The 26,725-nt window shown below is 47.3% G+C and carries 20 protein-coding genes, 2 tRNA genes and 2 rRNA genes (1 of these 24 only partly in view); 10 read left to right on the top strand and 14 right to left on the bottom strand.

All coding sequences use genetic code 11. The annotated features are described in order from the left end of the window. The first annotated feature begins 38 nt into the window (after window positions 1–38). Entirely contained in the window at window positions 39–704 is a 666-nt protein-coding gene (locus ABXT42_RS02215; protein ID WP_443628749.1) for a TetR/AcrR family transcriptional regulator, read from the top strand. A 31-nt stretch (window positions 705–735) separates the two neighbouring features. On the opposite strand, the gene ABXT42_RS02210 is transcribed toward ABXT42_RS02215, so the two are convergent. Together ABXT42_RS02210 and ABXT42_RS02205 are read right to left on the bottom strand one after the other, a co-directional pair. After that, complete coding sequence (locus tag ABXT42_RS02210; RefSeq protein WP_443628748.1) at window positions 736–2,205, bottom strand: MFS transporter; 1,470 nt, start codon at window positions 2,203–2,205, stop codon at window positions 736–738. Between the two features lie 538 nt (window positions 2,206–2,743). Continuing rightward, entirely contained in the window at window positions 2,744–2,932 is a 189-nt protein-coding gene (locus ABXT42_RS02205) for an MFS transporter (RefSeq protein WP_443628747.1), read from the bottom strand. 350 nt (window positions 2,933–3,282) lie between these two features. Here ABXT42_RS02205 and ABXT42_RS02200 point away from each other — a divergent pair, with 350 nt between their 5' ends. The 5 genes from ABXT42_RS02200 (at window position 3,283) to ABXT42_RS02180 (ending at window position 8,453) form a co-directional block, all read left to right on the top strand. Continuing rightward, complete coding sequence (locus tag ABXT42_RS02200) at window positions 3,283–3,879, top strand: Csu type fimbrial protein (RefSeq protein WP_443628746.1); 597 nt, start codon at window positions 3,283–3,285, stop codon at window positions 3,877–3,879. Next, on the top strand, window positions 3,879–4,625 hold the full coding sequence (locus tag ABXT42_RS02195) for a fimbrial biogenesis chaperone (protein ID WP_443628745.1): 747 nt from the start codon (window positions 3,879–3,881) through the stop codon (window positions 4,623–4,625). The genes ABXT42_RS02200 and ABXT42_RS02195 overlap by 1 nt, the downstream gene beginning before the upstream one ends. After that, window positions 4,615–6,981, top strand: a complete 2,367-nt coding sequence (locus tag ABXT42_RS02190) for a fimbria/pilus outer membrane usher protein (protein WP_443628744.1) — start codon at window positions 4,615–4,617, stop codon at window positions 6,979–6,981. The genes ABXT42_RS02195 and ABXT42_RS02190 overlap by 11 nt, the downstream gene beginning before the upstream one ends. Next, the gene (locus ABXT42_RS02185) at window positions 6,978–7,505 is read left to right on the top strand and encodes a Csu type fimbrial protein (protein WP_443628743.1); all 528 of its coding nucleotides are present in this window, start codon (window positions 6,978–6,980) and stop codon (window positions 7,503–7,505) included. Before ABXT42_RS02190 ends, ABXT42_RS02185 begins: the two co-directional genes overlap by 4 nt. A gap of 423 nt (window positions 7,506–7,928) precedes the next feature. Then, window positions 7,929–8,453, top strand: a complete 525-nt coding sequence (locus ABXT42_RS02180) for a Csu type fimbrial protein (protein ID WP_443628742.1) — start codon at window positions 7,929–7,931, stop codon at window positions 8,451–8,453. Between the two features lie 334 nt (window positions 8,454–8,787). On the opposite strand, the gene ABXT42_RS02175 is transcribed toward ABXT42_RS02180, so the two are convergent. From ABXT42_RS02175 to ffh, 3 genes are all read right to left on the bottom strand, one after another. Further along, window positions 8,788–8,864 (bottom strand) — tRNA-Arg (locus ABXT42_RS02175). Between the two features lie 8 nt (window positions 8,865–8,872). After that, window positions 8,873–8,962, bottom strand: a tRNA-Ser gene (locus ABXT42_RS02170). Between the two features lie 82 nt (window positions 8,963–9,044). Beyond that, on the bottom strand, window positions 9,045–10,499 hold the full coding sequence (gene ffh / locus ABXT42_RS02165; protein WP_443628741.1) for a signal recognition particle protein: 1,455 nt from the start codon (window positions 10,497–10,499) through the stop codon (window positions 9,045–9,047). A 150-nt stretch (window positions 10,500–10,649) separates the two neighbouring features. Between ffh and ABXT42_RS02160 the strand changes: the two genes are divergently transcribed. Next, on the top strand, window positions 10,650–11,432 hold the full coding sequence (locus ABXT42_RS02160) for a cytochrome C assembly family protein (RefSeq protein WP_443628740.1): 783 nt from the start codon (window positions 10,650–10,652) through the stop codon (window positions 11,430–11,432). A gap of 75 nt (window positions 11,433–11,507) precedes the next feature. Then, a complete protein-coding gene (locus tag ABXT42_RS02155; RefSeq protein WP_443628739.1) occupies window positions 11,508–12,785 on the top strand; it encodes an HlyC/CorC family transporter in 1,278 nt (425 codons plus the stop codon). Here the strand turns inward: ABXT42_RS02155 and ABXT42_RS02150 are convergent. Both ABXT42_RS02150 and ABXT42_RS02145 read right to left on the bottom strand, forming a co-directional pair. Further along, the gene (locus ABXT42_RS02150) at window positions 12,782–12,979 is read right to left on the bottom strand and encodes a DUF1289 domain-containing protein (RefSeq protein WP_443628738.1); all 198 of its coding nucleotides are present in this window, start codon (window positions 12,977–12,979) and stop codon (window positions 12,782–12,784) included. The two genes, ABXT42_RS02155 and ABXT42_RS02150, sit on opposite strands and share 4 nt — an antisense overlap. Before the next feature lie 2 nt (window positions 12,980–12,981). Next, window positions 12,982–13,575, bottom strand: a complete 594-nt coding sequence (locus tag ABXT42_RS02145; RefSeq protein ID WP_443628737.1) for a CoA pyrophosphatase — start codon at window positions 13,573–13,575, stop codon at window positions 12,982–12,984. Between the two features lie 87 nt (window positions 13,576–13,662). Between ABXT42_RS02145 and ABXT42_RS02140 the strand changes: the two genes are divergently transcribed. Then, window positions 13,663–14,187 carry an NUDIX hydrolase gene (locus ABXT42_RS02140; RefSeq protein ID WP_443629426.1) on the top strand — a complete coding sequence of 175 codons (525 nt, stop codon included), beginning with the start codon at window positions 13,663–13,665 and terminating at the stop codon, window positions 14,185–14,187. Window positions 14,188–14,225: 38 nt separating this feature from the next. Here the strand turns inward: ABXT42_RS02140 and ABXT42_RS02135 are convergent, their stop codons facing one another. From ABXT42_RS02135 to guaB, 5 genes are all read right to left on the bottom strand, one after another. Then, on the bottom strand, window positions 14,226–14,864 hold the full coding sequence (locus tag ABXT42_RS02135) for an MBL fold metallo-hydrolase (RefSeq protein ID WP_443628736.1): 639 nt from the start codon (window positions 14,862–14,864) through the stop codon (window positions 14,226–14,228). Between the two features lie 23 nt (window positions 14,865–14,887). Further along, entirely contained in the window at window positions 14,888–18,796 is a 3,909-nt protein-coding gene (purL, locus tag ABXT42_RS02130) for a phosphoribosylformylglycinamidine synthase (protein WP_443628735.1), read from the bottom strand. 9 nt (window positions 18,797–18,805) lie between these two features. Then, entirely contained in the window at window positions 18,806–19,366 is a 561-nt protein-coding gene (gene tadA, locus ABXT42_RS02125) for a tRNA adenosine(34) deaminase TadA (protein WP_443628734.1), read from the bottom strand. A 49-nt stretch (window positions 19,367–19,415) separates the two neighbouring features. Further along, complete coding sequence (gene guaA, locus ABXT42_RS02120; RefSeq protein ID WP_443628733.1) at window positions 19,416–20,990, bottom strand: glutamine-hydrolyzing GMP synthase; 1,575 nt, start codon at window positions 20,988–20,990, stop codon at window positions 19,416–19,418. 84 nt (window positions 20,991–21,074) lie between these two features. Beyond that, entirely contained in the window at window positions 21,075–22,544 is a 1,470-nt protein-coding gene (gene guaB / locus ABXT42_RS02115; protein ID WP_443628732.1) for an IMP dehydrogenase, read from the bottom strand. Between the two features lie 152 nt (window positions 22,545–22,696). On the opposite strand from guaB, the gene xseA reads away from it, so the two are divergent. Beyond that, window positions 22,697–24,028 (top strand): exodeoxyribonuclease VII large subunit, encoded by a 1,332-nt coding sequence (xseA, locus tag ABXT42_RS02110; protein WP_443628731.1) that lies wholly within the window; start codon window positions 22,697–22,699, stop codon window positions 24,026–24,028. A gap of 99 nt (window positions 24,029–24,127) precedes the next feature. Here the strand turns inward: xseA and rrf are convergent. Beyond that, window positions 24,128–24,243, bottom strand: a 5S ribosomal RNA gene (gene rrf, locus ABXT42_RS02105). A 189-nt stretch (window positions 24,244–24,432) separates the two neighbouring features. Then, a 23S ribosomal RNA gene (locus ABXT42_RS02100) occupies window positions 24,433–26,725 on the bottom strand (it continues 596 nt past the right edge of the window).

Below are 26,725 nucleotides of genomic sequence, written 5' to 3'. Positions count from 1 at the left end.
TATATTAGCTATATTGAATATTAATCTAAGAAATAATTATGAAGACTCCACGCGTCGCTTATGGAAACACCGTCCGCCAGGCTAATAAAAAGCAGCGCCGGCAACGTATCCTTGAACTTGCCGCTCACTTAATGGCGTCGGAGGGTGTAGAAGCCTTTACAATAAACCGGCTTGCCAGCGAAGCGGGAGTATCAACACCAACGATTCACAACTTATTCGGGAAAAAAAGTGACATCATTAAAGAGTTGGTTTCGAATTTAATTGAAAAAATGCAGGGTATTTTCCTGCACCACCCGCCCATTGACCCTATTGAAAATGCCAAGTTCTTCCTCGACAACATGGTTGCTGCATTCGAACAAGATGCCGACTTTTATCGTGCCGCATTTATGTCGGCTGAGCAATTAAGATTGTTTGATCCTAGAATTCCGGGTGGACTTTTCCAGCGGGCACAGCAAGTGGCAGCGCCCAGGAAGGAGTGGTACGAGAGTGGGTTGTTTTTAGGCAATATCCAACCCAGCACAATGATGAAAATAGTTCACAATAGCAACCGGCTTGGGCGACTTGACTGGGTGGATGGCTACATTGATTTGGATCAATACCGCCATCAGGTATTAGAGAGCATACTTTTGGCGTACGCGTCCGATGCCAGCCCCGAACTGCATGTTAGGCTGAGTGAAGAAATCAATGGACTCAACAACCTATAGTTTATAGCACCATCTCGTTCGTTATTGGCCATTAGGGTGTGGCGTTGTTGCTACTATCACCTGCCTGTTGTCGCTGTGACAAGGCCTGGCGAACTTCCAACTGACTGGCGTGACTCATCTTCACTTTGAATGACATCCACAGGGGCAGCAGCATGATAATCGCCAGCCCCGGCCCCATAATCAGGCCCAGACCCCACAATACCGTACTGGACACTTCGCCTGGTCGTGCTCCAGCCTGCAGGCCTATTAGGTCCAGAAACGGGCCAGCTATTAGGTAGCCAAAGCCGCTAATGAATTTGGCAGAAAAGAAAGCCGCCGCAAAAATTACGCCCTCCTGGCGCTTGCCAGTGGCCAACTCCTGCTCATCCACGATATCAGCCAGCAGCGACTGAACAGCGATCACACGCAAAATAGTCATGGTCACATGGACTGCCCAATTGACGTAAATCAAGGCAAATACCACCGCACTGTTATCTGGTAGCAGGTCAAACAATTTTAACGGTGTCAGCCAGAGCAGGTTGATGGTGGTCAAAGCGCAGGTCAGGCGCAGTAATTGTTGTTTTTCAAACAGTCGATTCAGAAATCCGGAAAATATAGCCACCAGCAGTATCGCGACAATAATGGGACCAGCAAAAAGTATGGAAGTCTGGGTTGCATCCAGTTGCCAGAAATAGGTGTAAGTCACCATTAGTAATGTCGCGGTAATGCCACCTATACCACCAAGACCCATATCCAAAATCACCATGTATCTAAAGTTTTTATTACGAAACGTGCTGAATAGATCGCGCAGCATATTACCGCTGGCATTTGCCGCGCCGCTGGAGAGTTTGGGAATGTATTGCCAGGTGCCGGCAATGCAGATGACACTAAACAGTATGACAAGGAAACCGTTGATCCAGCCAAAGAAATGGTAATTATCGATGACAAAGCGGCCGTCTAGGCCATTTTCTTCGTTGAATAAAAAAATCAGGCCGGTGGCCGAAGCAAGAGTGCCAATAAACCAAGCCATAATGGTGCGCATGCCAGCCAGCTGCGAGCGCTGGTGATAGTCGTTGGTGATCTCTGCGCCCAGGGCTAGGTAGGGCACCATAAAAAAGGTCAGGGCTGTGCGTACTAGCAGGATGCTGATCAAAAGCCAAGCAAACAGCTGTCCTTGGTCGCTCAGCACGGTGTCTGGTGGCCCGTACAGCATTACAAAACCTGCAGCCAGTGGAATAACCGCGGCAATCATTAGCGGATGGCGGCGACCTATACGCGAGCGCAAACGGTCTGACCAGGCGCCAATCATAGGATCACTGATGCCGTCCCAGATAATTGAAATGGCAATAGCAAGACCAGTTAGCGTCCCCGACAAGCCCAGCACCTGCTTATAGTAAAACAGGATAAACACACCCATTGCCGCCTCTTTGAGTGCGTGACTGACAATGCCCGAGCTATACAGCAGACGATTCTGAAAGCTAATACCTGAGATGTCTTTGCAATGGTTGTGAAAGTTTTGCATTAAAAAAACTCAAAAATATTTATAATATCAGAACATTCGTAATATTCCAAAAATACGATACGATGCGTTCTTTCTATATTTAATATACCTAAATACTGTTGCAAATGGTGGGCCAAGGGTGTTGAATTTTTGCAATAGCAGAATATTTAGGTGTTCAAATATTGAACATTTTTTTAAATAGATTTTATTTTTTGTTCATTAATGGGCCTATTATTTATTAGTCTTGTTATGAGGCATTTACACTCCCGCATGGAGAGTCTACATAAGTGAACGTCACACAGCGTAGGAAAGTGTTACAAAAGGTTACAAATATAAATAGACTTCACCCATTAGACCAGCGTGATCACTGCTGGGCTTTGATTAATACGCTGTGCGTTTTCATGTATGGCATCGCCTTTCATCATCTGAAAGCTGCCCTTCTAACGCCAGTAAACTTTTGAATGCTGCCGACCACCGTATTAAAAGCACCGATGGTAGCCACCATTTCACTGGAGCCATGCTCACCCATATGGCGGGGCTGCCGCCCTTTCGAAGGACTTCAGTACCTGCCAGCGGCAATCATTAGCGGATGGCGGCGACCTATACGCGAGCGCAAACGGTCTGACCAGGCGCCAATCATAGGATCACTGATGCCGTCCCAGATAATTGAAATGGCAATAGCAAGACCAGTTAGCGTCCCCGACAAGCCCAGCACCTGCTTATAGTAAAACAGGATAAACACACCCATTGCCGCCTCTTTGAGTGCGTGACTGACAATGCCCGAGCTATACAGCAGACGATTCTGAAAGCTAACATTTGACATATTGAAATCCTTTTCAGGCCTTGGCCAGATTGCGAGGAAGTAGATTAACTTTTATTTTTGTACCAACTTTATATAAAAAGCTGACCAAATAGACAAGTTTTAGGAATTAATACCTATTTAATACAGCAGGTTACTGCTTTTAGCCGGCGATTGAGGCATCATATTGATACAGATTTAATTGGCAACCAAATTTTATTTATAGCAAAATCTGTTGACTTTGTGGGGAGGTGTGCATAGTATTATTGCCAATCCATCTTCTTAGCTCAAATAATTCGATGGGTAAGTCATTAAATATCACCTTGCCGAAAACGGCATTTGTAAATAGAAAGGAACAAAAAATGAAAAATAAACTTAATCAAAGCAAACTTAAACTTGCGATCGTATCGGCTATGTTAGTTGGCTCCGCTGGTTTTAGCGCTGCTGGTTATGCTGCCACGACGGTCGGCGATCAAATGAGAGTTCAGACGACCGTGTTGATGTCCTGCACTGTCAGTGCCCCTACGTTAGATTTCACAAGTTATGATCCGACCGCAACAAGCGATACAAAAGCTACTTCTGTTATAACATCGAACTGCACTTATGGCGGCTCGGCAACAATCACAATGAATGGGGGATCCGCTGTAGTTACTGGTTCTACCGATGCCGTTCCATTACGCCAAATGACCCACTCTGATACCTCGAAACTAAATTACCAGTTGTATAAGGATGATGGTCCAAGCCCCGTTGTTTGGGGAAATGATGAGGAATCAGGACAATCATTCACCGCGACTGCAGGTGACAATACCACTACGGTCTATGGTACGATTGGGAAGGAACAACCGGCTTCCTACGGAGCGTTTCATGACTTCGTCCAAGTCACACTCACTTACTAATGCTAACACGAGCGTTAAAACAGGCCGCTTGCGGCCTGTTCTTTTTTGTGATTTGTGCTGGCATCGCTAACGCCGGCAAAATTGGGGTGAGTCCGGTGCGTGTAACACTATCGGACAGTCAGAAGATAGGTTCGCTTTCCGTGCGCAACGAGGGTACTGAGCCAATAACAATGCAAATGGAGGTGCTGAGCTGGTCACAGCGGGAGGGGAAAGCTGTTTTCGCAGCTACTCGAGAGTTACTTGCCAACCCACCCATTTTTACCATTCCAGCTGGAAACTCGCAGTTGGTCCGAGTTGGGCTGCGCCGCGCACCTGATGCGCAGCGCGAGCTATCGTATCGCGTCATCCTAGAGGAATTGCCGCCGCCACCCGATTCTGATTCTTCGGGTTCGGGTGCACGTATGACGTTACGTATCAGCCTGCCCGTATTTGTTTCACCCGAGATCGACACCAAACCACTGCTGCTGTGGCAGGCGGTCCGCACCTCGCAAGGCGCACTCAAGATCAGCCTAAGCAATAGTGGTAACGCCCACATCCAAATTAAAAACTTCAAGTTATCACTGATTGATAGCGTGCAACCTTGGGCAACCCTACAGACGTCTGATTATGTACTAGCTGGTCAGAGCCGCGACTGGATCCTGCCGGCTAACCCGGAAAACCCAGCTCCGCCGCCAGGCGTCAGCTTAAAGCTTTTTGCTCAGACGGATGCCGGTGACATTGAGGCCGAAGTCATTATTGCGCCTTGATGTGTATCAGGCAGGAATGGTTGCTCATAAGATTAATGCCATCACGTATCTCAATGCACGCCTACTTCTGCTGACTATACTGACGCTAACACCGCTAGCGGCGCTGGCGGAAGATCCAGTTCATGATGTAGACGAAGTATTTATGGCGGTGCTTATCAACGAGCAAACACAAGGCACCGTCGTTATACTGCGCAGCGACGGTCGTCTGTTCGCGGGAGCTCAAGATCTGCGGCGCTGGCGCTTGCGCTTGCCGAATACTGCCCCTCTTACCCAGTACGGCGAAGACTTCTTCGCGCTTGATGCGCTGGCAGGCCTGTCGTATAGATTTGATGAATCTAGCCAAGTGCTGACGGTTCAAGCGCCGCCAAGCCTATTTGATGCCACGCGGCTAAAGGGAACGGTAACCAATTTCAGTGCGCCCACCCCGGCGTCTCTCGGCGGCTTTCTTAATTACGATGTGACTGCCAGTCATAGGGCGGGGGAAACCAATACTGGCGGGGCACTGGAACTTGGGGGGTTTGGTAGCTGGGGTACAGCCCAAACTCGTATTTTGGCGTTAGACCTGAACAGGCAAGCGAGGGCTGTTCGGCTCGATACCACCTGGACGCGCGACCAGCCGATGCAAATGGCTAGCCTGCTTTTGGGTGACGGAATCAGCGGCACGAGCAGTTGGGGAGGAGCGATACGCTTTGGTGGGGTGCAGTGGGCGACCAATTTTTCCACCCAGCCTGGCGTCACCTCCTTCCCGGTGCCAGGGATGTCTGGAGAAGCTGCGCTGCCCTCCACGGTGGATCTTTATGTTGATAATGCGTTGCGCATGAGCCGCGAAGTGCCCAGCGGGCCATTCAGCATCCAGGATCTGCCGGTTAGGGCTGGCCAAGGGGATGCTCGTTTGGTGTTAACCGATATTTTAGGGCGCGAGCAAATCATAACCTTGCCCTTTTATGCCACACCCCGCCTGCTGAAGCAGGGCCTGCAAGATTATTCTTACGAGTTGGGATTTGTGCGCAGGAATTTTGGCACCGACAGCAACAACTACGGCCGCGCCCTGGCGGTCGGTACGCACCGCTTAGGGATCACCGACCAGTTCACCGCCGAGATTCATGGTGAGCTGCTCGACCATCAGCAGAGCTTAGGGCTGGGCGGCGTGTTGATGTTGCCTGCCGCTGGCGTATTATCTGGTTCCTTTGCTGCGAGCCACAGCGATAAAGGCGTAGGGGGATTACTGGCGCTTGGGTTGCAGCGTCAGGGCCAGCCCTTTAGTTTCGGTGTGAACACTCAGTTCGCCAGCCAGCGCTTCGTAAAGCTGGGCATGCAGCCCGAAGCGCTTGCGCCCCGACACATAAGCCGGGTGTTTGTCAATTTGGCGACTAGCGGCCACGGCTCATTCACAGCGAACTACACGGAACAGGCCTTCCGTGACCGGCAGGGAATTAAGATACTGGCCGGCAGTTATAGCAGGAAAATAGGGAGTCTTGGCAACCTGAGCGCGTCTGTGACTAGGCCTCTCACTGAGGACGCAAAGACGACCTTCAACCTGAATTTCTCTATGCCATTAGGCAATCAGACCAACGCCAGCATCAGCACGTCGGCGCAACCAGGCCGCGAGCAGGCACGTTTAGCAGTGAGCCACAGTATGCCAGCAGGTAGCGGGGTTGGTTATCACCTGGTTGCTGGGGCGGGCGATTCAGATTACCGCCAGGCGGAGGTCAGCGCGCAAAATGAGGTCGGTACCTATACCTTGGGAGCATCCCAGATTAGTGGTCAGACGGCCTTTCGCGGCAGTGCAGGAGGCGCTGTGGCTTTCCTAGGGGGTAGCGCCTTTTTGAGCCGGCGTATTACCAACAGCTTCGCCGTGGTGCAGGTGCCCGGCTATTCTGGCGTGGGCGTCTACGCGGACAACCAACTGGTAGCGCGCACCGACGCCAACGGTAGTGCACTGCTGCCAAGGCTACGCCCGTACCAAAAGAACACGGTGCGCATCGAGCAGGCTGATTTACCGCTGGATGCGCAGATCGATGCGGTGCAGCTCGACGCCGTGCCGTATTTCCGCAGTGGCCTGCTGCTGAAGTTTCCAGTTAAGCGCTCGCGCGGGGCGCTGTTCACCGTGGTCCTGGATAACGGCGACCCTTTACCAGCGGGCGCACAGGCGCAAATTATTGGAGATAACGTCGAACAAAATGAAGTATTCCCCACCGGCTTGAGGGGCGAGGTTTATCTGACCGGGCTGGCGGTGAGCAATAGGCTGAGAGTCACTTGGCGAGAGCAGAGTTGTGAGTTCGTGCTGCCTTTCCCTGAGTCGACCGACCCGCTGCCGCACCTGGGCACTTATATCTGCACGGGAGTAGAACCATGAGAGTATGTATAAGCCTAAAATCCAGCGCCTGCCGAACTTTTCAACCAGCTCGTTCTGCAGCGGCAAGTACCCTTGCGGGCACCTGCAAACGTAATGTTTTGGTGCCTTGGCTGGTCGCATTAGCCTTTGCGCTAACAGCGCAGCAGGGTCATGCATGTACCTTTAACGTTACAGGGGTGAACTTCGGAAGTTATGATGTGTTCAGCAATACACCGCTTGATAGCACCGGCAACATTGACGTGAACTGCCCTAGCGGCGTCGGGTATTCCATGGCCCTCACCGCGGGCGGCGGGACCCATACGCAGCGTGTCATGGGCAGCGGCGCCCACAGGTTCAACTACAATCTTTACACCACCGCTGACCACGCCGTCGTTTGGGGCGATGCCACCAGTGGCACCGCTAGAGTAAATGGTACCGGTATTGGTGTGAGCGTAAATCACGGGGTATACGGCCGCATCCCCGCCCTCCAGAACCTCCACCCGGGCAGCTACAGCGACACCATCGCTATAATGATAAATTTTTGACGAAGTATCTAGGCGAAAGTATCTGCGTGGGAAGCGGGCAACACCTTCTAGTCACCACAGAGGCGAACAGCGGCAGGTTGGTGGCCTAGCTAGAATCAATGCTCTATTCTAGAGCCAATAGAGTATCCTAAGCCGATTAAATCAAATGTGTTGTCCTTAATCGCATAGCACACCTTTATATCTATCACACGTGTGGGGTTGTAACGGGCATTTAACGGGTAAATATCAAACTCAAACTCTTCGTTTATCTTATTCTTATTTCATTCTCAAGCCGCTTTTGTTTTTCTCGCTTTTTCTGTGTAGCATTGTTGGCAGTATATTTGAGTTTATTAACGGCTTCGCGTCGGCTCAGACCCGTTCGATGAGGAAGGTACTAGATATCATCTTTCAAAAAACGGCCCTTTTTAACAAAAGGAACAAAGTATGAAAACGAAATTCAATCAAAGCACTCTTAAACTCGTTATCATGTCGGCCATGGCACTCGGCTCCACTGCTCTTAGCGTCTATACCTACGCTGGCACGGCTACTTCAACCTTGAACGTTAGCGTATCGGTTGCGCATTCCTGCTCCATAGACTCTAATCCAATGGCGTTTGGAACCTATGATGGTAACGCATCGACCGCCCTTGAAGCCAAGGCCACGGTAGTTTCGACCTGCACCTCAGGTGCAGCGGCCCTGATCACCATGAGTGCTGGTGCCTCCGCAGGATCTGGTTCAGCTGAAGCGCCAGTTCGCCGAATGACTGCTGGAGCAGGCAAGTACCTAGTCTATCAAGTTTATTCAGATGTGGCTCGCGGCACGGTATGGGGAAATACCGACCCCACAGGTGTGGCGCTTACCGGAACTGGCGTCTCTCAAACCCTTACCGCCTATGGTAGCGTCCCACCAGCGCAGCTAGTGGCCCAGGGGGTTTACACTGACCAGCTCAGCATCACAATTACTTACTGATGCTGATATCTAGGCCTGCACTCACTGTGGGGTTTCGGAGAGCTCATCGCCTGTATCGCGGATAATCAGGTCATTGACTAAATCCTGTTCCATCTTAAAAAAGGACAGTCTACCCCTGCGGATGCCCTACCTGAAACCACAGCCACTGCGCAGGCCATTGGGTAGTGTGATAGGAGGGATGATAAAGAGCTATAGTAGGTTGAATTAGTTAACTGTAGAGTCAACTAGGACGCCAATAGGATATTAGAGAAAAAGAAGTAAACATGACAGCATAACTGACAGTTACGTTTTATAAAATAACGAAAAATTATTTATAAAACAGCGCCTTAAAAAATGGCGCGCCCGAGAGGATTCGAACCTCTGACCGCTCGGTTCGTAGCCGAGTACTCTATCCAGCTGAGCTACGGGCGCTCAAAAAATGGCGGAGAGGGAGGGATTCGAACCCTCGGTACCAATTAAGATACGGTTCCTTAGCAGGGAACTGGTTTCAGCCACTCACCCACCTCTCCGCAGAGAGCGCGTATATTACCCTAACCTTTTGAAAAATAAAAGCCTAAAGGTAAATTATATTGAATCTTATCTTTGCTGGTATTATTTCTTACCAAATGGAAAACCGCCACCCAATCCAGGCAAGCCACCTGGCATTCCTGGAGGCATTCCGCCAGGCATAGCTCCTGGGCCAGCGCCTCCACCCATGCCTGGTGGCAGTTGTCCTTGAAGCCCACGCATCATTTTTTGCATACCGCCTTTACCAGACATTTTCTTCATCATTTTGGCCATTTGCTTATGCTGCTTAATTAAGCGGTTAATGTCTTGAATCTGGGTGCCCGAACCTGCGGCAATACGCCTTTTACGCGAGCCATTGAGAGTATCAGGTAGCGTCCGCTCTTTGGGAGTCATGGAATTAATGATCGACTCCATTTGATCAAAATTCTTTTCAGCGCCAGCACTGGATGCCGCTTGGGCCATACCGCCCATACCTGGCATTTTGTCCAGCATTCCGGCCATACCACCCATGTTTTTCATTTGCTGAAGTTGGTCACGAAAGTCTTCTAAATCAAAACCCTTACCTTTTTTGATTTTCTTAGCAAGTTTTTCAGCTTTAACTTTATCAACTTTTTGCTCTACTTCTTCGATCAGGGAAAGTACATCACCCATGCCCAAAATACGCGATGCCACTCGATCTGGATGAAATGGTTCTAACGCATCAACCTTTTCACCAACACCTAAAAACTTAATCGGTTTACCCGTAATATGGCGCACAGATAGGGCTGCACCTCCACGAGAATCACCATCAGTTTTACTTAACACAACACCTGTTAAAGGCAATGCTTCATTAAAAGCTTTGGCTGTAACAGCAGCATCTTGGCCTGTCATGGCATCCACTACAAAGAGTGTCTCAACAGGCTCTACCCTTGCATGCAAAGCTTTAATTTCAGCCATCATTTGTGTATCTACTGCTAGCCGACCTGCAGTATCCACAATAACTACATCATAATGCTGTTGGCGCGCATGGCTAATGGCCTTTTCGGCAATATCAACCGGCTGTTCCATAACCGTGCTAGGAAAGAAGTGGGCACCCACTTCTTCGCTGAGCATCTGTAACTGTTTAATGGCTGCTGGACGATAAACGTCAACGCTCACCAGCATGACGGATTTTTTCTTCTTTTCGATTAAAAATTTGGCTAATTTAGCAGCTGAAGTGGTTTTACCTGCACCCTGAAGGCCCGCCATAAGAATAACTGCGGGGGGTTGCACGGCCAAGTTAAGGTCTTCATTGGCGCTGCCCATGATAGATTCCAGCTCTTGCTGGACGATTTTTACAAACACTTGGCCTGGGCTTAGGCTACGGCTAACTTCTGTACCTACGGCACGAGTTTTTACTTGTTCAATAAACGACTTAACCACAGGCAAGGCAACGTCGGCTTCTAATAAAGCCATGCGCACTTCACGCAAGGTACCTTTAACATTGTCTTCAGTCAGGCGTGCTTGCCCACGGATGTGCTGTAACGTTTTGCCTAAGCGGTCAGTTAGATTATCAAACATAAAAGTCTCTGTATTACCCCAAATTATGGCACCTAGTATACCCTCGCTGACTCATTTTGGCGCTTAGTTTTAGATTTTTTTAACATCAAGTCTAGGCACAGCTGCAAAGCTTGATTATGATGGGTGACACATCCCAAACAAAAGACTTCCATGATCTCGTTAATAATTGGCCTTAGCGCAATACTTTTCTACATTCTGAGCGCTTGGACTCAAAATAATCCCACATCTGTGCCAGTATTAAAAAGTGCATACACGCTTGGCTTAGTTGCATGGGTACTGCAAGGTTTGTATTTATACCTTCATTTATTTACTAAAGCAGGCCTTTTGTTGGACATAGGTGCTGCCCTGTCTTTAACTGCATGGGCTGTTATTGGCATCATTATGATCAGTAGTTTACGCAAACCCGTGTCTAGCCTTTTGGTATTTACTGCACCGATTGCAGCTTTAGCCATAGCGGTAGACATCGTTAGCGTGTCCAGCGTTGAAGGTCGACACTTTTCTTCTGGCATTTTACTACATATCATCACATCTATTTTGAGTTACGCACTGTTTGCCGTTGCAGCATGTCAGGCTGTATTACTTATTTACCAAAACCGGTACTTAAAAAATCATGGTTCATCTGCCTTGGTGGCAAACTTGCCGCCTCTTCAAACCATGGAAAGTCTTTTATTTGATGTGCTTGCTGCTGGGCAAATTTTATTGAGCATCGCATTACTCACTGGATTCTTATTTTTAGATGATCTATGGGCTCAACATGTTGTTCATAAAACCATCTTAAGTTTGGTGGCTTGGGTTATTTTTTCTATTCTTTTATTAGGCCATTACCGTTTGGGCTGGCGCGGCCGCACGGCTATTCGGTGGACTTTATGGGGTTTTGCCACCCTTGTTGTGGCCTTTTTTGGCACTAAATTAGTTCTAGAAGTGCTGTTATAAGCCTCACAAGACTTGACAGGGGGCCCCTCAAGCATAAGAATTGAGGCCCATAACTTACATGAGGTTACATCCGCCTTGAGCGACATTCCTTTAAGCTATTTATTTACTAGCTTGGCATTTCTTATTTTATTATCTGCATTTTTCTCTAGCGCAGAAACTGGCATGATGTCTTTAAATCGCTATCGCCTGCGCCACCTAGTGAAACAAAAACACCGCGGTGCCATGCGCGCTAGTAAACTGTTAGATAGCCCCGATCGTCTTATTGGCGTTATTCTTATTGGCAACAATTTTGTAAACATATTAGCGTCTGCTATTGCCACTATGATTGCGTTGCGCACGATGGGCGATGCGGGTGTTGCTGTAGCTACAGCTGTGCTGACGATGGTCATACTCATTTTTGCAGAAGTGACACCAAAAACAGTGGCTGCTATTAAGCCAGAGCAAGTGGCTTTTCCGGCTTCATTTATACTGTCTCCGTTGCTTAAAATACTGTATCCATTTGTATGGGTAGTGAACACCATTTGTAATGGCTTGTTGCGCATACTTGGGTTCAATGCTGCCGCAAAAGTAAGTGATCACTTAAGCTCTGAAGAACTACGCACGATAGTGCACGAAGCAGGCGCACTTATTCCTCGTCGTAATCAATCTATGTTACTGAGTATTTTAGACCTAGATACAGTCACTGTAGAAGACATTATGATCCCTCGTAATGAGATTGTCGGCATTGACGTCGATGAAGATATTCACACTATTTTAAATACTATTAGTCAAAGCCCGCATACACGAATACCTTTGTACCAAGAAGAGCTAAATAATGTAGTGGGCATTGTTCATGTGAGGCAAATCTTGCCTCTGATACATGCTAAAAACCCAACTAAGGAAGAGTTTTTAGCCCTTACTAGGGAGCCTTACTTTGTGCCTGAAAGCACGCCCTTAAACACTCAGCTTCTAAATTTTCAAAAGCGTAAGCACTGGATGGCATTAGTAGTGGATGAATATGGGGATATTCAGGGCCTAACAACTTTGGAAGATATTTTAGAAGAAATTGTTGGTGATATGGCCGAAGAACAAGACCATGAGAACGAGGACATACACCCACAAGAAGACGGTTCTTTCTTTATTGATGGCACCACTACGGTGCGTGACATTAACAAAGCGCTGGCATGGAGTTTGCCCATTGATGGGCCAAAAACACTCAATGGTTTAATGACAGAAACCTTAGAAGAAATCCCTCAGTTTAATGTATGTTTGAAAATGGGTGAATATCATTTGGAAACCTTACAAATAAGGGATAATTTCATTAAAACTGTGCGTTTACGCAGAATTCAACTTTCTGTAGACGAAGTACATTAAAGCTTTACTCTAGTGACAAATGGACTAGCTAATTCACGCTCTGCCACCTTGGTTAGCACCTGCTTTCGTCCATCATTGTCTAGTCGCATCCATGCAGTGATTTCTGCCCCAGAGCGATAACAGCCCTGACATATATCATTTTCGTCTAGGTAGCATACGTTAACGCAGGGTGAGGCTATGGTTTTATTGGACACTGTTAATCATCCTTTGGCTTTGAATATAGGTCAATGCGCGCATCGTAAACCAAATTGACAAATTCAGCTAGAATAAAAGCAGTCATACCCCAAATTCTATAGTCATCATAATAAAAGCTAGGCACCTGATTCACCCCTTTTGCCAGAGGTAAGGCGTCCATTACCCTTGGGCCGTCTATTAAAAACTTAAGTGGCACTGTGAATATACGATCCAGCTCACCTAGATTAGGTATTAGCTCACTAACTATGCCAGCGGGCACCACACCCACAACTGGAGTCACTACAAAGCCTTGTCTGGACAACACTTGTCCCATCTGACCAACCACCACAACTGACTCTGGCCTAAGCGCAACTTCTTCACTAGCTTCTCTTAAAGCGGTAGCAATCAAACTTTTATCGTCATCCTCTGCCTTGCCTCCTGGAAAAGCAATTTGCCCTTTGTGAGTGGGCATATGTTTGGCTCTGCGCGTTAAAATGACTTCTGGATTGTCATGATCGTCCGTGATCGCCACCAACACTGCAGCTGATATTTGTGACTTTGCCGTGAGTATTCTAGGCGTTTGTTGGGCTAATTTTTGGGTAATAAACTGACGCATTGGCTTGAATCTACAATTCTTTGTTTCTACTGTCGAAGGTTTATCTTACAATAAACCAACTTCTTTAGTATGAGATCTACAAAAACCATGAAACATTGCAGCCATTGTAGTGCTCTTGTGAGCTTTATTGTACCCCAAGGCGACAATCGACATCGCTACGTGTGCAGCTCATGTGAATTTATTTTTTACGAAAACCCACGCATTATAGCTGGCTGCCTTCCTACTTTTGGCGATAAAGTGCTGCTATGTAAACGGGCCATAGAGCCTCGCAAAGGCTATTGGACATTGCCTGCGGGGTTTATGGAAAATGGCGAAACCACACAAGAAGCAGCGCTTAGAGAAACCTATGAAGAAGCGTATGCCTCACCGCAGCTCAATGAGTTGTTCAGTGTGTGTAATTTAGCAAACTACAACCAGGTACATCTCTTTTATTTAGCAAAAATGACATCTGCACAGTATGGCTCTGGCTTAGAAAGCCTAGAAGTAGAGCTGTTTGAGGAAGCTAATATTCCTTGGGATGACATGGCATTTGGCACTGTGACGCAAACATTACAGCGTTTTTTTGAAGATAGAAAAAATGGAGCAATGCAGCTTCACCATATCGATTTCTAAAACCAATATGGCACTTTCACACCACCTACAATGCCCTTTTATCCTTGTAAGTGAGGATTAGTTCTGCGCTCCATGCCAATGGTAGACATTGGCCCATGACCAGGAACAAACTCCACATGATCCTCTAATACCAATAATTTGGTTTTGATGGCATTAATCAGCGTTGCATGATCACCTTGAGGAAAGTCTGTGCGCCCGATAGAGCCTTGAAACAACACATCGCCCACAAACAACAAACCTTGGCTTTGGTGATGAAATACCACATGACCTGGAGTATGTCCTGGGCAATGCAATACATCTAAAGTTTCATGGCCCACAGATACTTGATCATCTTGATGTAACCAACGTGTGGGAACAAATGTTTTTGCTTCTGGAAACTGAAACATGCGACTTTGATCAGCCAGACCATCTATCCAAAACTGATCCCCTTCATGGGGTCCAATAATAGGCAGGTCTTTATCTTCTGATAACTGCCCTGCTGCTCCTGCATGGTCGATATGAGCATGGGTCAACAAAATTTGTTTAAGCACTACTCCACGAGCAGCCACGTGATCTAATAAACGCGGTAACTCACCACCTGGGTCAACAAAAGCGGCTTCCATGGTTTCATCACACCACACTAAGCTACAGTTTTGCTGAAACGGTGTTACTGGAATAATTTCAAATTGCAATGCCATGATAATGTCTCTATTTTACAGCTCTAACCTACCCATACACGGGCATTACGGAACATCCTCATCCAAGGCCCATCCTCACCCCAAGCACTGTCTACCCATGAGTTGGTGCAGCTGCGATAGACCCGCTCTGGATGTGGCATCATAATGGTCACACGCCCATTAGCCGCAGTTAAACCTGTAATGCCGTTGATCGAACCGTTGGGGTTGGCTGGGTAGCTTTGAGTCACCTGTCCATGCCCATCTACAAATCTAAGAGCGACTTTGGCTTCACAAGCTTGGCGTTGTTGATCACTGGCAAACTCTGCATGGCCTTCACCATGGGCAATGGCGATTGGCATGTGTGAACCAGCCATGCCTTGTAGGAAAATAGAGTCGCTTTCTTGCACCTGAACCAGTGCAGTTCTGCCTTCAAACTGCTCTGATTGGTTACGCACAAAATGTGGCCAATGATCACTGCCAGGTATTAATTCATGTAGGTTGGATAACATTTGGCATCCATTACACACACCTAGTGCAAAGCTGTCTTCACGTTGGAAAAACTGACTAAACTCTTGTCGTGCTAGAGGGTTAAATAAGATCGACTTAGCCCAGCCTTCACCGGCTCCTAAAACGTCTCCATAAGAAAAGCCACCACAAGCGATGAGTCCTTTAAATTCACTCAAGGCACGACGCCCTTCTAAAATATCGCTCATGTGAACATCCACACAATCAAAGCCAGCTTTAACAAACGCTGCTGCCATTTCTAGCTGCCCGTTCACACCTTGCTCTCTAAGTATGGCGATACGTGGACGGATGTTACTTGCGATCAAATCGGCTGCAATATCTTCATCAGTGTTATAAGTCAATAATGAGTTAAGCCCTGGATTTTTGTCATCAAGCAGTGCATCGTATTCTTGTTGCGCACAGTCTGCGTTGTCTCGCATTGCCTGAAGACGATAGCTGGTTTGCGCCCAGGCACGATGAAGCTGTGTTCTAGAGTCCACTAAAACCTCTTCACCTTCTAAGGTGAAACGCACTTGGTCGTCATCATTAAGCTGGCCGATTACTCGGCTTTGCTCAGCAAGACCACATGAGCTTAGTTGGCGTAATACTTCAGCACTATCTGCTTCTTTAACTTGTAATACCACGCCAAGCTCTTCGTTGAATAACCAAGCTAGCAAGTCATCACTATCACTGATCATTTGTGCGCATTCAATATCAATGCCCACATGGCCTGCGACAGACATTTCTACTAGGCTAGTATACAAGCCTCCATCAGAACGGTCATGATAGGCTAGCAATAAGCCATCGTCATTGAGGCCTTGAACAGCACTAAATAAGCCAAGTAAATCTTCTGCATCATCTACATCTGGAGTAGTGTCACCTAACTGGCTAAACACCTGAGCTAGGCATGAGCCACCTAAACGATTTTGGCCGTTACCTAAATCTACCAAAATAAGCACAGTGTCACCTGCATCTGTTACTAGTTGTGGTGTTAGTGTTTTACGCACGTCAGACACTGGAGCAAAGCCTGTAATTACAAGAGAAACCGGAGAGGTTACGCTCTTATCTACATCACCATCTTTCCATACAGTGCGCATTGACATTGAGTCTTTGCCCACAGGGATAGAGATACCAAGAGCTGGGCACAGCTCCATGCCTACAGCTTTTACTGTGTCATATAAAGTAGCATCATCGCCTGCATAGCCCGCTGGAGACATCCAATTGGCAGACAAACGAATGTCACTTATTTGATCTATTTGAGCACATGCCATGTTGGTAATGGTTTCACCAATAGCCATGCGTCCAGATGCTGGCCCATCTATTAATGCCAATGGTGTACGCTCACCCATCGCCATTGCTTCTCCAGTAGTAGAGTCTAAGCCAGATGTAGTGACTGCACAGTTAGCCACAGGCACTTGCCAAGGCCCTACCATTTGTTCGCGTGCTACCATGCCAGTTATTGATCGATCACCTATGGTGATTAGAAAACCTTTGCTGGCAACTGTCGGCAAATTTAACACCCGCTTTGCTGCTTCAGCTAATTCAACATTTGTTAAGTCCAGCGCTGGCAATGCTACCTTTTGACGCTTAACGTCACGATGCATTTTAGGCGGCTTGCCAAATAATACTGACATGGGCAGGTCAACTGGCTGCTCATCAAAAAGAGTGTCTCCCAAGGTTAAATGATGTTCTTGGGTTGCTTCACCTACAATGGCATAAGGGCAACGCTCGCGCGCACAAAGTGCTTCAAACGTGGCCATATTTTCTGGAGGCACTGCCAGTACATATCGCTCTTGAGCTTCGTTACACCAAATAGCAAGTGGCGACATACCAGGTTCGTCATTGTTAATATTACGGATATTAAATGCACCACCACGGCCACCGTCTTTAACTAACTCAGGAAAGGCGTTTGATAAGCCGCCTGCCCCCACGTCGTGAATAAAGCTAATAGGGTTGTTATCGCCCATCTGCCAACAACGATCGATCACTTCCTGGCAGCGGCGCTCTAGTTCAGGGTTATCCCGCTGAACAGATGCAAAATCTAAGTTTTCAGCACTGGCACCAGAGTCCATAGAAGATGCAGCACCGCCACCCAAACCAATTTGCATGGCAGGCCCGCCTAAACAGATGAGCTTATCACCAACGCCTACTTCGCCCTTTTCTACATGATCTGCACGAATATTACCCATACCGCCTGCGATCATAATAGGCTTATGGTATCCACGAACTTCATCGCCATTGACTCCGGCAACTAGTGCTTCGTAGGTTCGAAAATATCCGTTAATTGCAGGGCGTCCAAATTCATTATTAAAGGATGCGCCGCCAATAGGGCCTTCCAACATAATATCTAAGGCAGAAACAATGCGAGCGGGTTTTCCATAATCTACCTCCCACGCTTGCTCAAAGCCTGGAATGCGCAAATTAGATACGCTATAACCTGTTAGACCTGCCTTTGGCTTAGAGCCTTTACCTGTTGCACCTTCATCGCGAATCTCTCCGCCAGAGCCTGTAGCTGCACCTGCAAAAGGAGCAATAGCAGTGGGGTGGTTGTGAGTTTCTACTTTCATTAAAATATGGATATCTTCTTCATGATAAGCATATTGCTGAGGGTTGTCTGTGCCTTGTGGCTCTGGAAAAAAGCGTCCCGCTTTATGCCCTTCAATTACTGAAGCGTTGTCTATATAGGCAGATAATACGCCTTGCCCATTGAGCTCGTTAGTGTTTTTAATCATTTTAAATAATGACAAGGTTTGATCTTCGCCGTCAATCGACCAACTTGCGTTGAATATTTTATGACGACAATGCTCTGAGTTTGCTTGCGCAAACATCATCAGCTCCACATCAGTTGGATTGCGTCCCAGATCAGCAAAAGCATCCACTAAATAGTCTATTTCATCATCAGCTAAAGCCATCCCCAGGCTAATATTGGCGCTAACAAGTGCTGCACGGCCACCTTGTAAAATGTCCACACGCTCTAGCGGAGCAGGTTGTGTTTGCACAAACAAACCTTGTGCCTGATCTAGAGAAGTTAACGTCTGCTCTACCATGCGATCATGAAGCAGTGCTGCAGCTATTTCATATTCTTGAGGTGTTAAAGGTGTATTAGTAGCTAGGTAGAAAGCAGTGCCGCGCTCAATACGCTTAACCTGCTGTAAGCCACAGTTATGGGCTATGTCTGTAGCTTTACTAGACCAAGGTGAAATAGTGCCAATACGAGGGATTACCAACACTAGGTTATCGCTCATCTCCTGCACGGCCACATTAGGGCCATAACGTAGCACTTTATCAAGCTTATCTGCATCTGCCAAAGCTAGCTTGCCGTCTACCAAAACAAAATGTACAAATTCGGCGTAGACACCCTCAATACTAGGTAGTGCTTCTTGCAAACGTGAAAGTTGGCTTTGGTTTCTGAAATTGGATAAGGCAGGTGCGCCGCGAAGAGTTAACATGGTAGGCCTCTAGAGAACTGCATCTATGGGTTGGTCTATATTGAAATTGGGGACGGAAGTAGAATCAGCAACAGCAGTTTTTTTAGCTTTGTGGGACAAACGCCGTTGTTTAAAAAAATGACTTAACATAGCACTAGATTGATCCGCCATAACGCCTGATTCAACCTGTACTAGATGATTATAATGGGTCTTGGAAAATAATTGTAATTGGCTAACCACAGCGCCTGCTTTAGGCTCGGTAGCAGCATAAATTAAGCGTTTAATACGCGCATGAATAATGGCACCAACACACATGGTACATGGCTCTAGTGTGACATAAAGTTCACACCCACTAAGGCGGTAATTACCTATGGCTTTTGCAGCTTGTCGCAAAGCTATTATTTCAGCATGGGCGCATGGATCGTGGCCACTAATGGTTTGGTTATATCCTTGGCCTATGACTTTGCCATCAACTACCACCAAAGCCCCTACAGGCACTTCACCGATGTCAGCAGCTTGCATCGCCAAACCCATGGCCTGGGCCATGAATTGTTGATCTGCATCAGTGTCGGTATGGGTGTTAGCCTGCATGGCTTAGTTTCTCTAAGTAACTTTAACTGCTCTAGGTGTGTCTAGCCCGCTATTCCCACTCTATAGTGGCTGGTGGCTTACTAGAAACATCATAGGCAACACGTGAAATGCCTGAAATCTCGTTAATAATTCTGCCAGAAACTTTTTCTAATAGTTCGTAAGGTAAATGAGCCCAACGTGCGGTCATAAAGTCGATTGTTTCCACAGCTCTTAGACTCACAACCCACTCATAACGACGTGCATCACCTACCACACCTACTGACTTAACCGGCAGGAAGACCACAAAAGCTTGGCTAGTTTTATGGTACCAGCCAGACGCATGCAGTTCTTCCATAAAGATGGCATCTGCCAAACGCAGTAGATCAGCATATTCTTCTTTTACTTCACCTAATATGCGCACACCAAGGCCTGGACCTGGAAATGGGTGACGGTAAACCATGTCATAAGGCAAGCCTAACTCTAGGCCAACCTTGCGCACTTCGTCTTTAAATAATTCGCGCAATGGCTCAACTAGCTCAAAAGCCATGTCATCTGGCAAGCCACCTACATTATGATGGGATTTAATAACATGAGCTTTGCCTGTGGCTCCGGCTGCAGACTCTATAACGTCTGGGTAAATGGTGCCTTGGGCCAGCCACTTAACGTTGGTAATTTTAGTTGCTTCAACATCAAAGATATCGATAAATGTATTACCAATAACTTTACGCTTTGCTTCTGGGTCTGTGACGCCTTTAAGATTGTCTAAAAACAACTCTTGAGCGTTTGCACGAATAACGCGCACGCCCATATTGTCAGCGAACATCTTCATCACTTGATCGCCTTCATTGAGACGAAGTAAGCCGTTATCTACAAATACACACACTAGCTGATCGCCAATGGCTTTATGTAATAAAGCAGCTACAACAGAAGAGTCGACACCACCAGAAAGGCCAAGTAATACAGTATCTGTTCCTACTTTTTCACGCACAGTAGCAATGGCGTCATCAATGATATTGCTAGCAGTCCATAAGCCTTCACAGCCACAGATATCATTTACAAAGCGTTCTAAAATAGCGCCACCTTGTTTGGTATGTGTGACTTCTGGATGAAATTGCAAACCATATAAACGCTTAGCTTCATTACTCATACCAGCAATAGGTGCACTGTCTGTAGAAGCCATGCAAGTAAACCCATCAGGCATCAGTGTAACTTTGTCACCATGGCTCATCCATACATTAAGGCTACATTTTTCAGCCTCAATTTCATCATGAATGTCTTTTAATAAGGCGCCTGCTGTTTCAACTTGCACACCAGCATAACCAAACTCGCGTTCGTTAGAGGCACTCACCTTGCCGCCTAGCTGCTCAGCCATCGTTTGCATGCCGTAACAAATACCCAATACGGGAACATCCATATTGAAAACAACTTCTGGCGCACGAGGGCTGCCTACTTCAGTAACAGATTCTGGACCGCCTGCAAGAATAATTCCTTTAGGTGCAAACTCACGGATTTTTTCTTCGGTAATGTCATAAGCGCGAATTTCGCAGTAAACGCCAATCTCTCGCACTCGACGTGCTATGAGCTGCGTATATTGTGAACCAAAATCCAAGATGAGAATCCGTTGTGCGTGGATATCCTGCATCATGTGTAACTCCGTGAGTGGGTTGTCGCTTTTATAACAAGCTGCAACCAAATTAATTAAACTAGTAACCTAATAGTTAAGTGTGAATTACTTAACTCGGTAGTTTGGTGCTTCTTTGGTTATGGTAACGTCATGTACATGGCTTTCGCTCATGCCCGCACTGGTAATACGGGTGAACGTAGGGATAGTGCGCATTTGTTCCATGTCAGCACAACCTGTATAACCCATACTAGCTCGCAGACCACCCATCATTTGATGAACAATTGCTGCCATTGGGCCCTTACAAGCTACACGCCCCTCAATTCCTTCAGGTACAAGTTTCTCTACACCTGCGTCTGTGCTTTGGAAATAACGATCACTAGAGCCTTGGGTTTGACCCATCGCGCCAATAGAACCCATGCCGCGGTATGCCTTATAAGCACGACCTTGGAACAACTCTACCTCACCTGGTGCCTCATCAGTGCCAGCTAGAAAACTTCCCGCCATCACTACACTTGCTCCTGCTGCTATGGCTTTTGCCAAATCGCCAGAATAACGTACGCCGCCATCTGCTATTACAGGAATACCTCTTGGCGTCATTACAGCAGCAACGTTAGCAACTGCAGTAATTTGTGGAACACCAATGCCCGCCACGATACGCGTAGTACAAATTGAGCCAGGTCCAATGCCTACTTTGACGCCGTCTGCACCAGCATCTGCCAAGGCTTCAGCAGCCGCAGCTGTAGCAATATTGCCGCCCACTACTTGTATATGAGGGAAGTTAGCCTTAACCCAACGAACTCGTTCAATCACGCCAGCAGAATGTCCGTGGGCCGTATCTACAACAATAAGATCCACTCCAGCATTAGATAATGCAGCAACACGTTCCTGAGTTTCAGGGCCAGTGCCAACAGCAGCACCTACACGCAAGCTGCCCTGGGCATCTTTACAGGCGTTAGGGTAAGCTTTGGCACGGTACATGTCTTTAACAGTCATCATGCCTTGTAATGTAAAGTCATCGCCCACTACCAGCACGCGCTCAATGCGGTGCTTGCGAAGCAAGTTACGAACCGTATCTTGATCTACCCCTGGCTTTACAGTCACCAAGTTTTCTTTAGTGGTCATGATGGTATCAACACGGGCATCAACGTGATTTTCAAAGCGCATATCACGACTCGTTACAATACCAACTAGTAGGCCGTCATCCACTACAGGAAAACCAGAAAATCCAGTCTTAGCAGCTAAGCGCTGAAGATCACCCACAGTCATATTAGATGAACAGGTGACTGGGTCTTGAACAACGCCGCTTTCATGCTTTTTAACGCGACGAACCTGCTCAGCTTGCTCGGTAATGGTTAAGTTTTTGTGAACAATACCAATACCGCCTTCTTGGGCCATGGCAATAGCAAGACGTGCCTCAGTGACAGTGTCCATAGCAGCAGATGCAAGGGGGATATTTAGTGGTAGATCACGTGCAATGCGGGTTTGCAGCGTTACTTCGTTAGGCAGCACCTCCGAGTAACCAGGTACTAAGAGTACGTCATCAAATGTGAGCGAATCTTCGGCAAGTCGTAGCATGAATGCGTCCTTTTGGATGGATAAAGGAAACGCCATATTATACCGGAATACAGGCCCTTTTGACCACTATAAGCTTCCAATTTAACCACTCTTTTCTACAATTTTTTAGTGTATGATTTAGTTTGAATTTTTGACACTTGGACGAAGTAATAATGGAAAGCCCCCGTATTTGGCAAGTCAGTGAACTTAACCACGCAGCTAGGAACTTACTTGAAACGCGTTTTGGCATTATTACTGTCAGTGGTGAGATTTCTGGATTAACCAAAGCTCGCTCTGGACACTGGTATTTCCGCTTAAAGGATATGGATGGCCAAGTAAGTTGCGCTATGTTTCGCAATAGAAATTTATACTGCTCATTCGAACCCAAAGAGGGAGACTTAATACACTTTAAAGCCAAAGTCAGTCTTTACCCAGACAGAGGCGATTACCAACTTATTGGCGAACAAATGCAACTGGCTGGCAGTGGTAATTTGCAACAGGCATTTTTAGCCTTAAAGCAAAAGCTTCTTGATGAAGGCCTTTTTGATGAACAACATAAAAGATCTATACCATCTCATTGTCAGCGCATTGCAGTAATTACTTCCGAAAATGGCGCGGCAATCCATGACTTTTTGAAAATATTGCAGCAACGCATGCCAAGCTTAGCTGTAGATTTAGTTCCAGTAACCGTACAGGGCCAAAACGCTGCTTCGCAAAGCGCTAAAGCAATAGAGCTATGCAATCTAATGGGACAGCATGACGTCATCGTTCTCACCCGAGGAGGGGGATCTATAGAAGACCTCTGGAGCTATAACGATGAGCACCTAGCTCGCACTATCTACTCAAGCCGTATACCTACGGTGAGCGCTGTGGGCCACGAGACAGATTTCACTATCGCAGACTTTGTAGCAGATTGCCGAATGCCTACGCCCTCCGCTGCCGCAGAACTAGTGAGCAAAGACCAAGCAGATCTTATACATCAAATACAGCAAATAGAACGTCAACTAAAACAACTCTGGCACAAGCACCTGCAACACCAGAAACTTAACTTGTCCCGCGTGCGAGGATTACTCAAACACCCTGGACAAAAACTTAATGACCAAAGCCAGCGTTTGGATCACTTACAAGTTCGCTTAGAACAAGCCTCGCTAAAGCAACTACATGGTAAAAGGGCGATATTTAATCAACAACAAAACAAACTTATTAATCTCAGGCCTGATAACACTATTGGCGCACATATAAAAAATGTAACACAGCTTACACGTAGATTAGAGACAAGTCAGAGTGTTGGGCTTCAAAGGCGCACACAAAGGTTTATGGCACTGGCTGCCCAACTAAACCAATTGAGCCCTTTGCACACCTTATCTCGAGGGTATAGTGTGACGCAAAACATGCAGGCACAGGTGATTACTAAAGTATCGCAAATTGAAGCTGAACAAAATTTAAAGATCACACTTCTAGATGGTCACGCTCAGGTGAACGTGAAAAGCGTATCAACAAGGTAGAGGTATAATTTGCCTCTTTCTGCCTCTTTTTGCCTTTCTTACGCCCAATAAAAAACCCCTAGCTTTTTGGGCTAGGGGTTTTTTAGTACTGAATGAGGTGCTTGGCGATGACCTACTCTCACATGGGGAAACCCCACACTACCATCGGCGCTAAAACGTTTCACTTCTGAGTTCGGAATGGGGTCAGGTGGTTCCATCTCGCTATGGTCGCCAAGCAAAAAAAGTTGAATGATAATCTTTCGATCAGCATCCTTGAATTTGTGATATGTCTTCGTTTAGGTGATACACAATGTGTTTACCGAGGGCTTACCCGTCGTACTTCTATCGTAAACTTAATTGTTTGTACTTCATGTCACCGCATTTGCATACGATTCCATTAGCTTGTACAACGCTTTTGGCGTTATATGGTCAAGCCTCACGAGCAATTAGTATTGGTTAGCTCAACACGTTACCGTGCTTACACACCCAACCTATCAACGTCCTAGTCTTGAACGGCTCTTTAGGGACTTAAAGTCCTGTGAGATCTCATCTTGAAGGGGGCTTCCCGCTTAGATGCTTTCAGCGGTTATCCTGTCCGAACGTAGCTACCCGGCAATGCCACTGGCGTGACAACCGGAACACCAGAGGTTCGTTCACTCCGGTCCTCTCGTACTAGGAGCAACTCTTCTCAAATCTCAAACGTCCACGGCAGATAGGGACCGAACTGTCTCACGACGTTCTAAACCCAGCTCGCGTACCACTTTAAATGGCGAACAGCCATACCCTTGGGACCGGCTTCAGCCCCAGGATGTGATGAGCCGACATCGAGGTGCCAAACACCGCCGTCGATGTGAACTCTTGGGCGGTATCAGCCTGTTATCCCCGGAGTACCTTTTATCCGTTGAGCGATGGCCCTTCCATTCAGAACCACCGGATCACTATGACCTACTTTCGTATCTGCTCGACGTGTCTGTCTCGCAGTTAAGCATGCTTATGCCATTGCACTAACCTCATGATTTCCGACCATGATTAGCATACCTTCGTGCTCCTCCGTTACTCTTTGGGAGGAGACCGCCCCAGTCAAACTACCCACCACACAGTGTCCTCGATCCGGATTACGGACCTGAGTTAGAACCTCAAACATACCAGGGTGGTATTTCAAGTTTGGCTCCACGATGACTGGCGTCACCGCTTCAAAGCCTCCCACCTATCCTACACAAATAGGTTCAAAGTTCACTGTGAAGCTATAGTAAAGGTTCACGGGGTCTTTCCGTCTAGCCGCGGATACACTGCATCTTAACAGCGATTTCAATTTCACTGAGTCTCGGGTGGAGACAGTGTGGCCGTCGTTACGCCATTCGTGCAGGTCGGAACTTACCCGACAAGGAATTTCGCTACCTTAGGACCGTTATAGTTACGGCCGCCGTTTACCGGGGCTTCGATCAAGAGCTTCGCCGAAGCTAACCCCATCAATTAACCTTCCGGCACCGGGCAGGCGTCACACCGTATACGTCCACTTTCGTGTTTGCACAGTGCTGTGTTTTTAATAAACAGTCGCAGCCACCTGGTATCTTCGGCCGCCAACAGCTTAGGGAGCAAGTCCCATCACCATCAGCGGCGTACCTTCTCCCGAAGTTACGGTACCATTTTGCCTAGTTCCTTCACCCGAGTTCTCTCAAGCGCCTTGGTATTCTCTACCTGACCACCTGTGTCGGTTTGGGGTACGGTCACTCAATATCTGATGCTTAGAAGATTTTCCTGGAAGCATGGCATCAACCACTTCAGTCCTAATGGACCTCGTCATCACGCCTCAGCCTTAAGGGAGTCCGGATTTACCTAAACTCCCAGCCTACACGCTTAAACACGGACAACCAACGCCGTGCTGGACTAGCCTTCTCCGTCCCTCCTTCGCAATATTGAGTGGTGCAGGAATATTAACCTGCTTTCCATCGACTACGCTCTTCAGCCTCGCCTTAGGAGCCGACTCACCCTACCCTGATTAGCATTGGATAGGAAACCTTGGTCTTCCGGCGGGGGAGCTTTTCACTCCCCTTATCGTTACTCATGTCAGCATTCGCACTTCTGATACCTCCAGGATGCCTCTCAGCTTTCCCTTCAACGGCCTACAGAACGCTCCTCTACCACGCATGCAAGCATGCGTCCGTAGCTTCGGTGTATAGTTTGAGCCCCGTTATATCTTCCGCGCAGGCCGATTCGACTAGTGAGCTATTACGCTTTCTTTAAAGGATGGCTGCTTCTAAGCCAACCTCCTAGCTGTCTAAACCTTCCCACATCGTTTCCCACTTAACTATAACTTTGGGACCTTAGCTGACGGTCTGGGTTGTTTCCCTTTCCACGACGGACGTTAGCACCCGCCGTGTGTCTCCCGTGATTGCACTCATTGGTATTCGGAGTTTGCATCGGGTTGGTAAGTCGGGATGACCCCCTAGCCGAAACAGTGCTCTACCCCCAATGGTGAGACACGAGGCGCTACCTAAATAGCTTTCGAGGAGAACCAGCTATCTCCGGGCTTGATTAGCCTTTCACTCCGACCCACAGCTCATCCCCGCATTTTTCAACATACGTGGGTTCGGTCCTCCAGTTGATGTTACTCAACCTTCAACCTGGCCATGGGTAGATCGCCCGGTTTCGGGTCTAATCCTAGCAACTATACGCCCTATTAAGACTCGGTTTCCCTACGCCTCCCCTATTCGGTTA

Origin of the sequence: Candidatus Njordibacter sp. Uisw_002 (assembly GCF_047730155.1) — a bacterium.
In the GTDB taxonomy this organism is placed as follows: domain Bacteria; phylum Pseudomonadota; class Gammaproteobacteria; order Pseudomonadales; family Balneatricaceae; genus Njordibacter.
Note: the sequence above shows the minus strand (reverse complement) of the source record. Positions and strands in the feature narration are given on the sequence as shown.

Coding starts and splice junctions, on each gene's coding strand:
- guaB (WP_443628732.1), bottom strand. CDS start 22,544: ATGCTACGACTTGCCGAAGATTCGCTCACATTTGATGACGTACTCTTA.
- ABXT42_RS02145 (WP_443628737.1), bottom strand. CDS start 13,575: ATGCGTCAGTTTATTACCCAAAAATTAGCCCAACAAACGCCTAGAATA.
- ABXT42_RS02210 (WP_443628748.1), bottom strand. CDS start 2,205: ATGCAAAACTTTCACAACCATTGCAAAGACATCTCAGGTATTAGCTTT.
- ABXT42_RS02195 (WP_443628745.1), top strand. CDS start 3,879: ATGCTAACACGAGCGTTAAAACAGGCCGCTTGCGGCCTGTTCTTTTTT.
- ABXT42_RS02180 (WP_443628742.1), top strand. CDS start 7,929: ATGAAAACGAAATTCAATCAAAGCACTCTTAAACTCGTTATCATGTCG.
- ABXT42_RS02215 (WP_443628749.1), top strand. CDS start 39: ATGAAGACTCCACGCGTCGCTTATGGAAACACCGTCCGCCAGGCTAAT.
- ABXT42_RS02200 (WP_443628746.1), top strand. CDS start 3,283: ATGGGTAAGTCATTAAATATCACCTTGCCGAAAACGGCATTTGTAAAT.
- ffh (WP_443628741.1), bottom strand. CDS start 10,499: ATGTTTGATAATCTAACTGACCGCTTAGGCAAAACGTTACAGCACATC.
- ABXT42_RS02205 (WP_443628747.1), bottom strand. CDS start 2,932: ATGGGTGTGTTTATCCTGTTTTACTATAAGCAGGTGCTGGGCTTGTCG.
- ABXT42_RS02135 (WP_443628736.1), bottom strand. CDS start 14,864: ATGGCATTGCAATTTGAAATTATTCCAGTAACACCGTTTCAGCAAAAC.
- ABXT42_RS02140 (WP_443629426.1), top strand. CDS start 13,663: ATGAAACATTGCAGCCATTGTAGTGCTCTTGTGAGCTTTATTGTACCC.
- purL (WP_443628735.1), bottom strand. CDS start 18,796: ATGTTAACTCTTCGCGGCGCACCTGCCTTATCCAATTTCAGAAACCAA.
- ABXT42_RS02185 (WP_443628743.1), top strand. CDS start 6,978: ATGAGAGTATGTATAAGCCTAAAATCCAGCGCCTGCCGAACTTTTCAA.
- ABXT42_RS02160 (WP_443628740.1), top strand. CDS start 10,650: ATGATCTCGTTAATAATTGGCCTTAGCGCAATACTTTTCTACATTCTG.
- xseA (WP_443628731.1), top strand. CDS start 22,697: ATGGAAAGCCCCCGTATTTGGCAAGTCAGTGAACTTAACCACGCAGCT.
- tadA (WP_443628734.1), bottom strand. CDS start 19,366: ATGCAGGCTAACACCCATACCGACACTGATGCAGATCAACAATTCATG.
- guaA (WP_443628733.1), bottom strand. CDS start 20,990: ATGATGCAGGATATCCACGCACAACGGATTCTCATCTTGGATTTTGGT.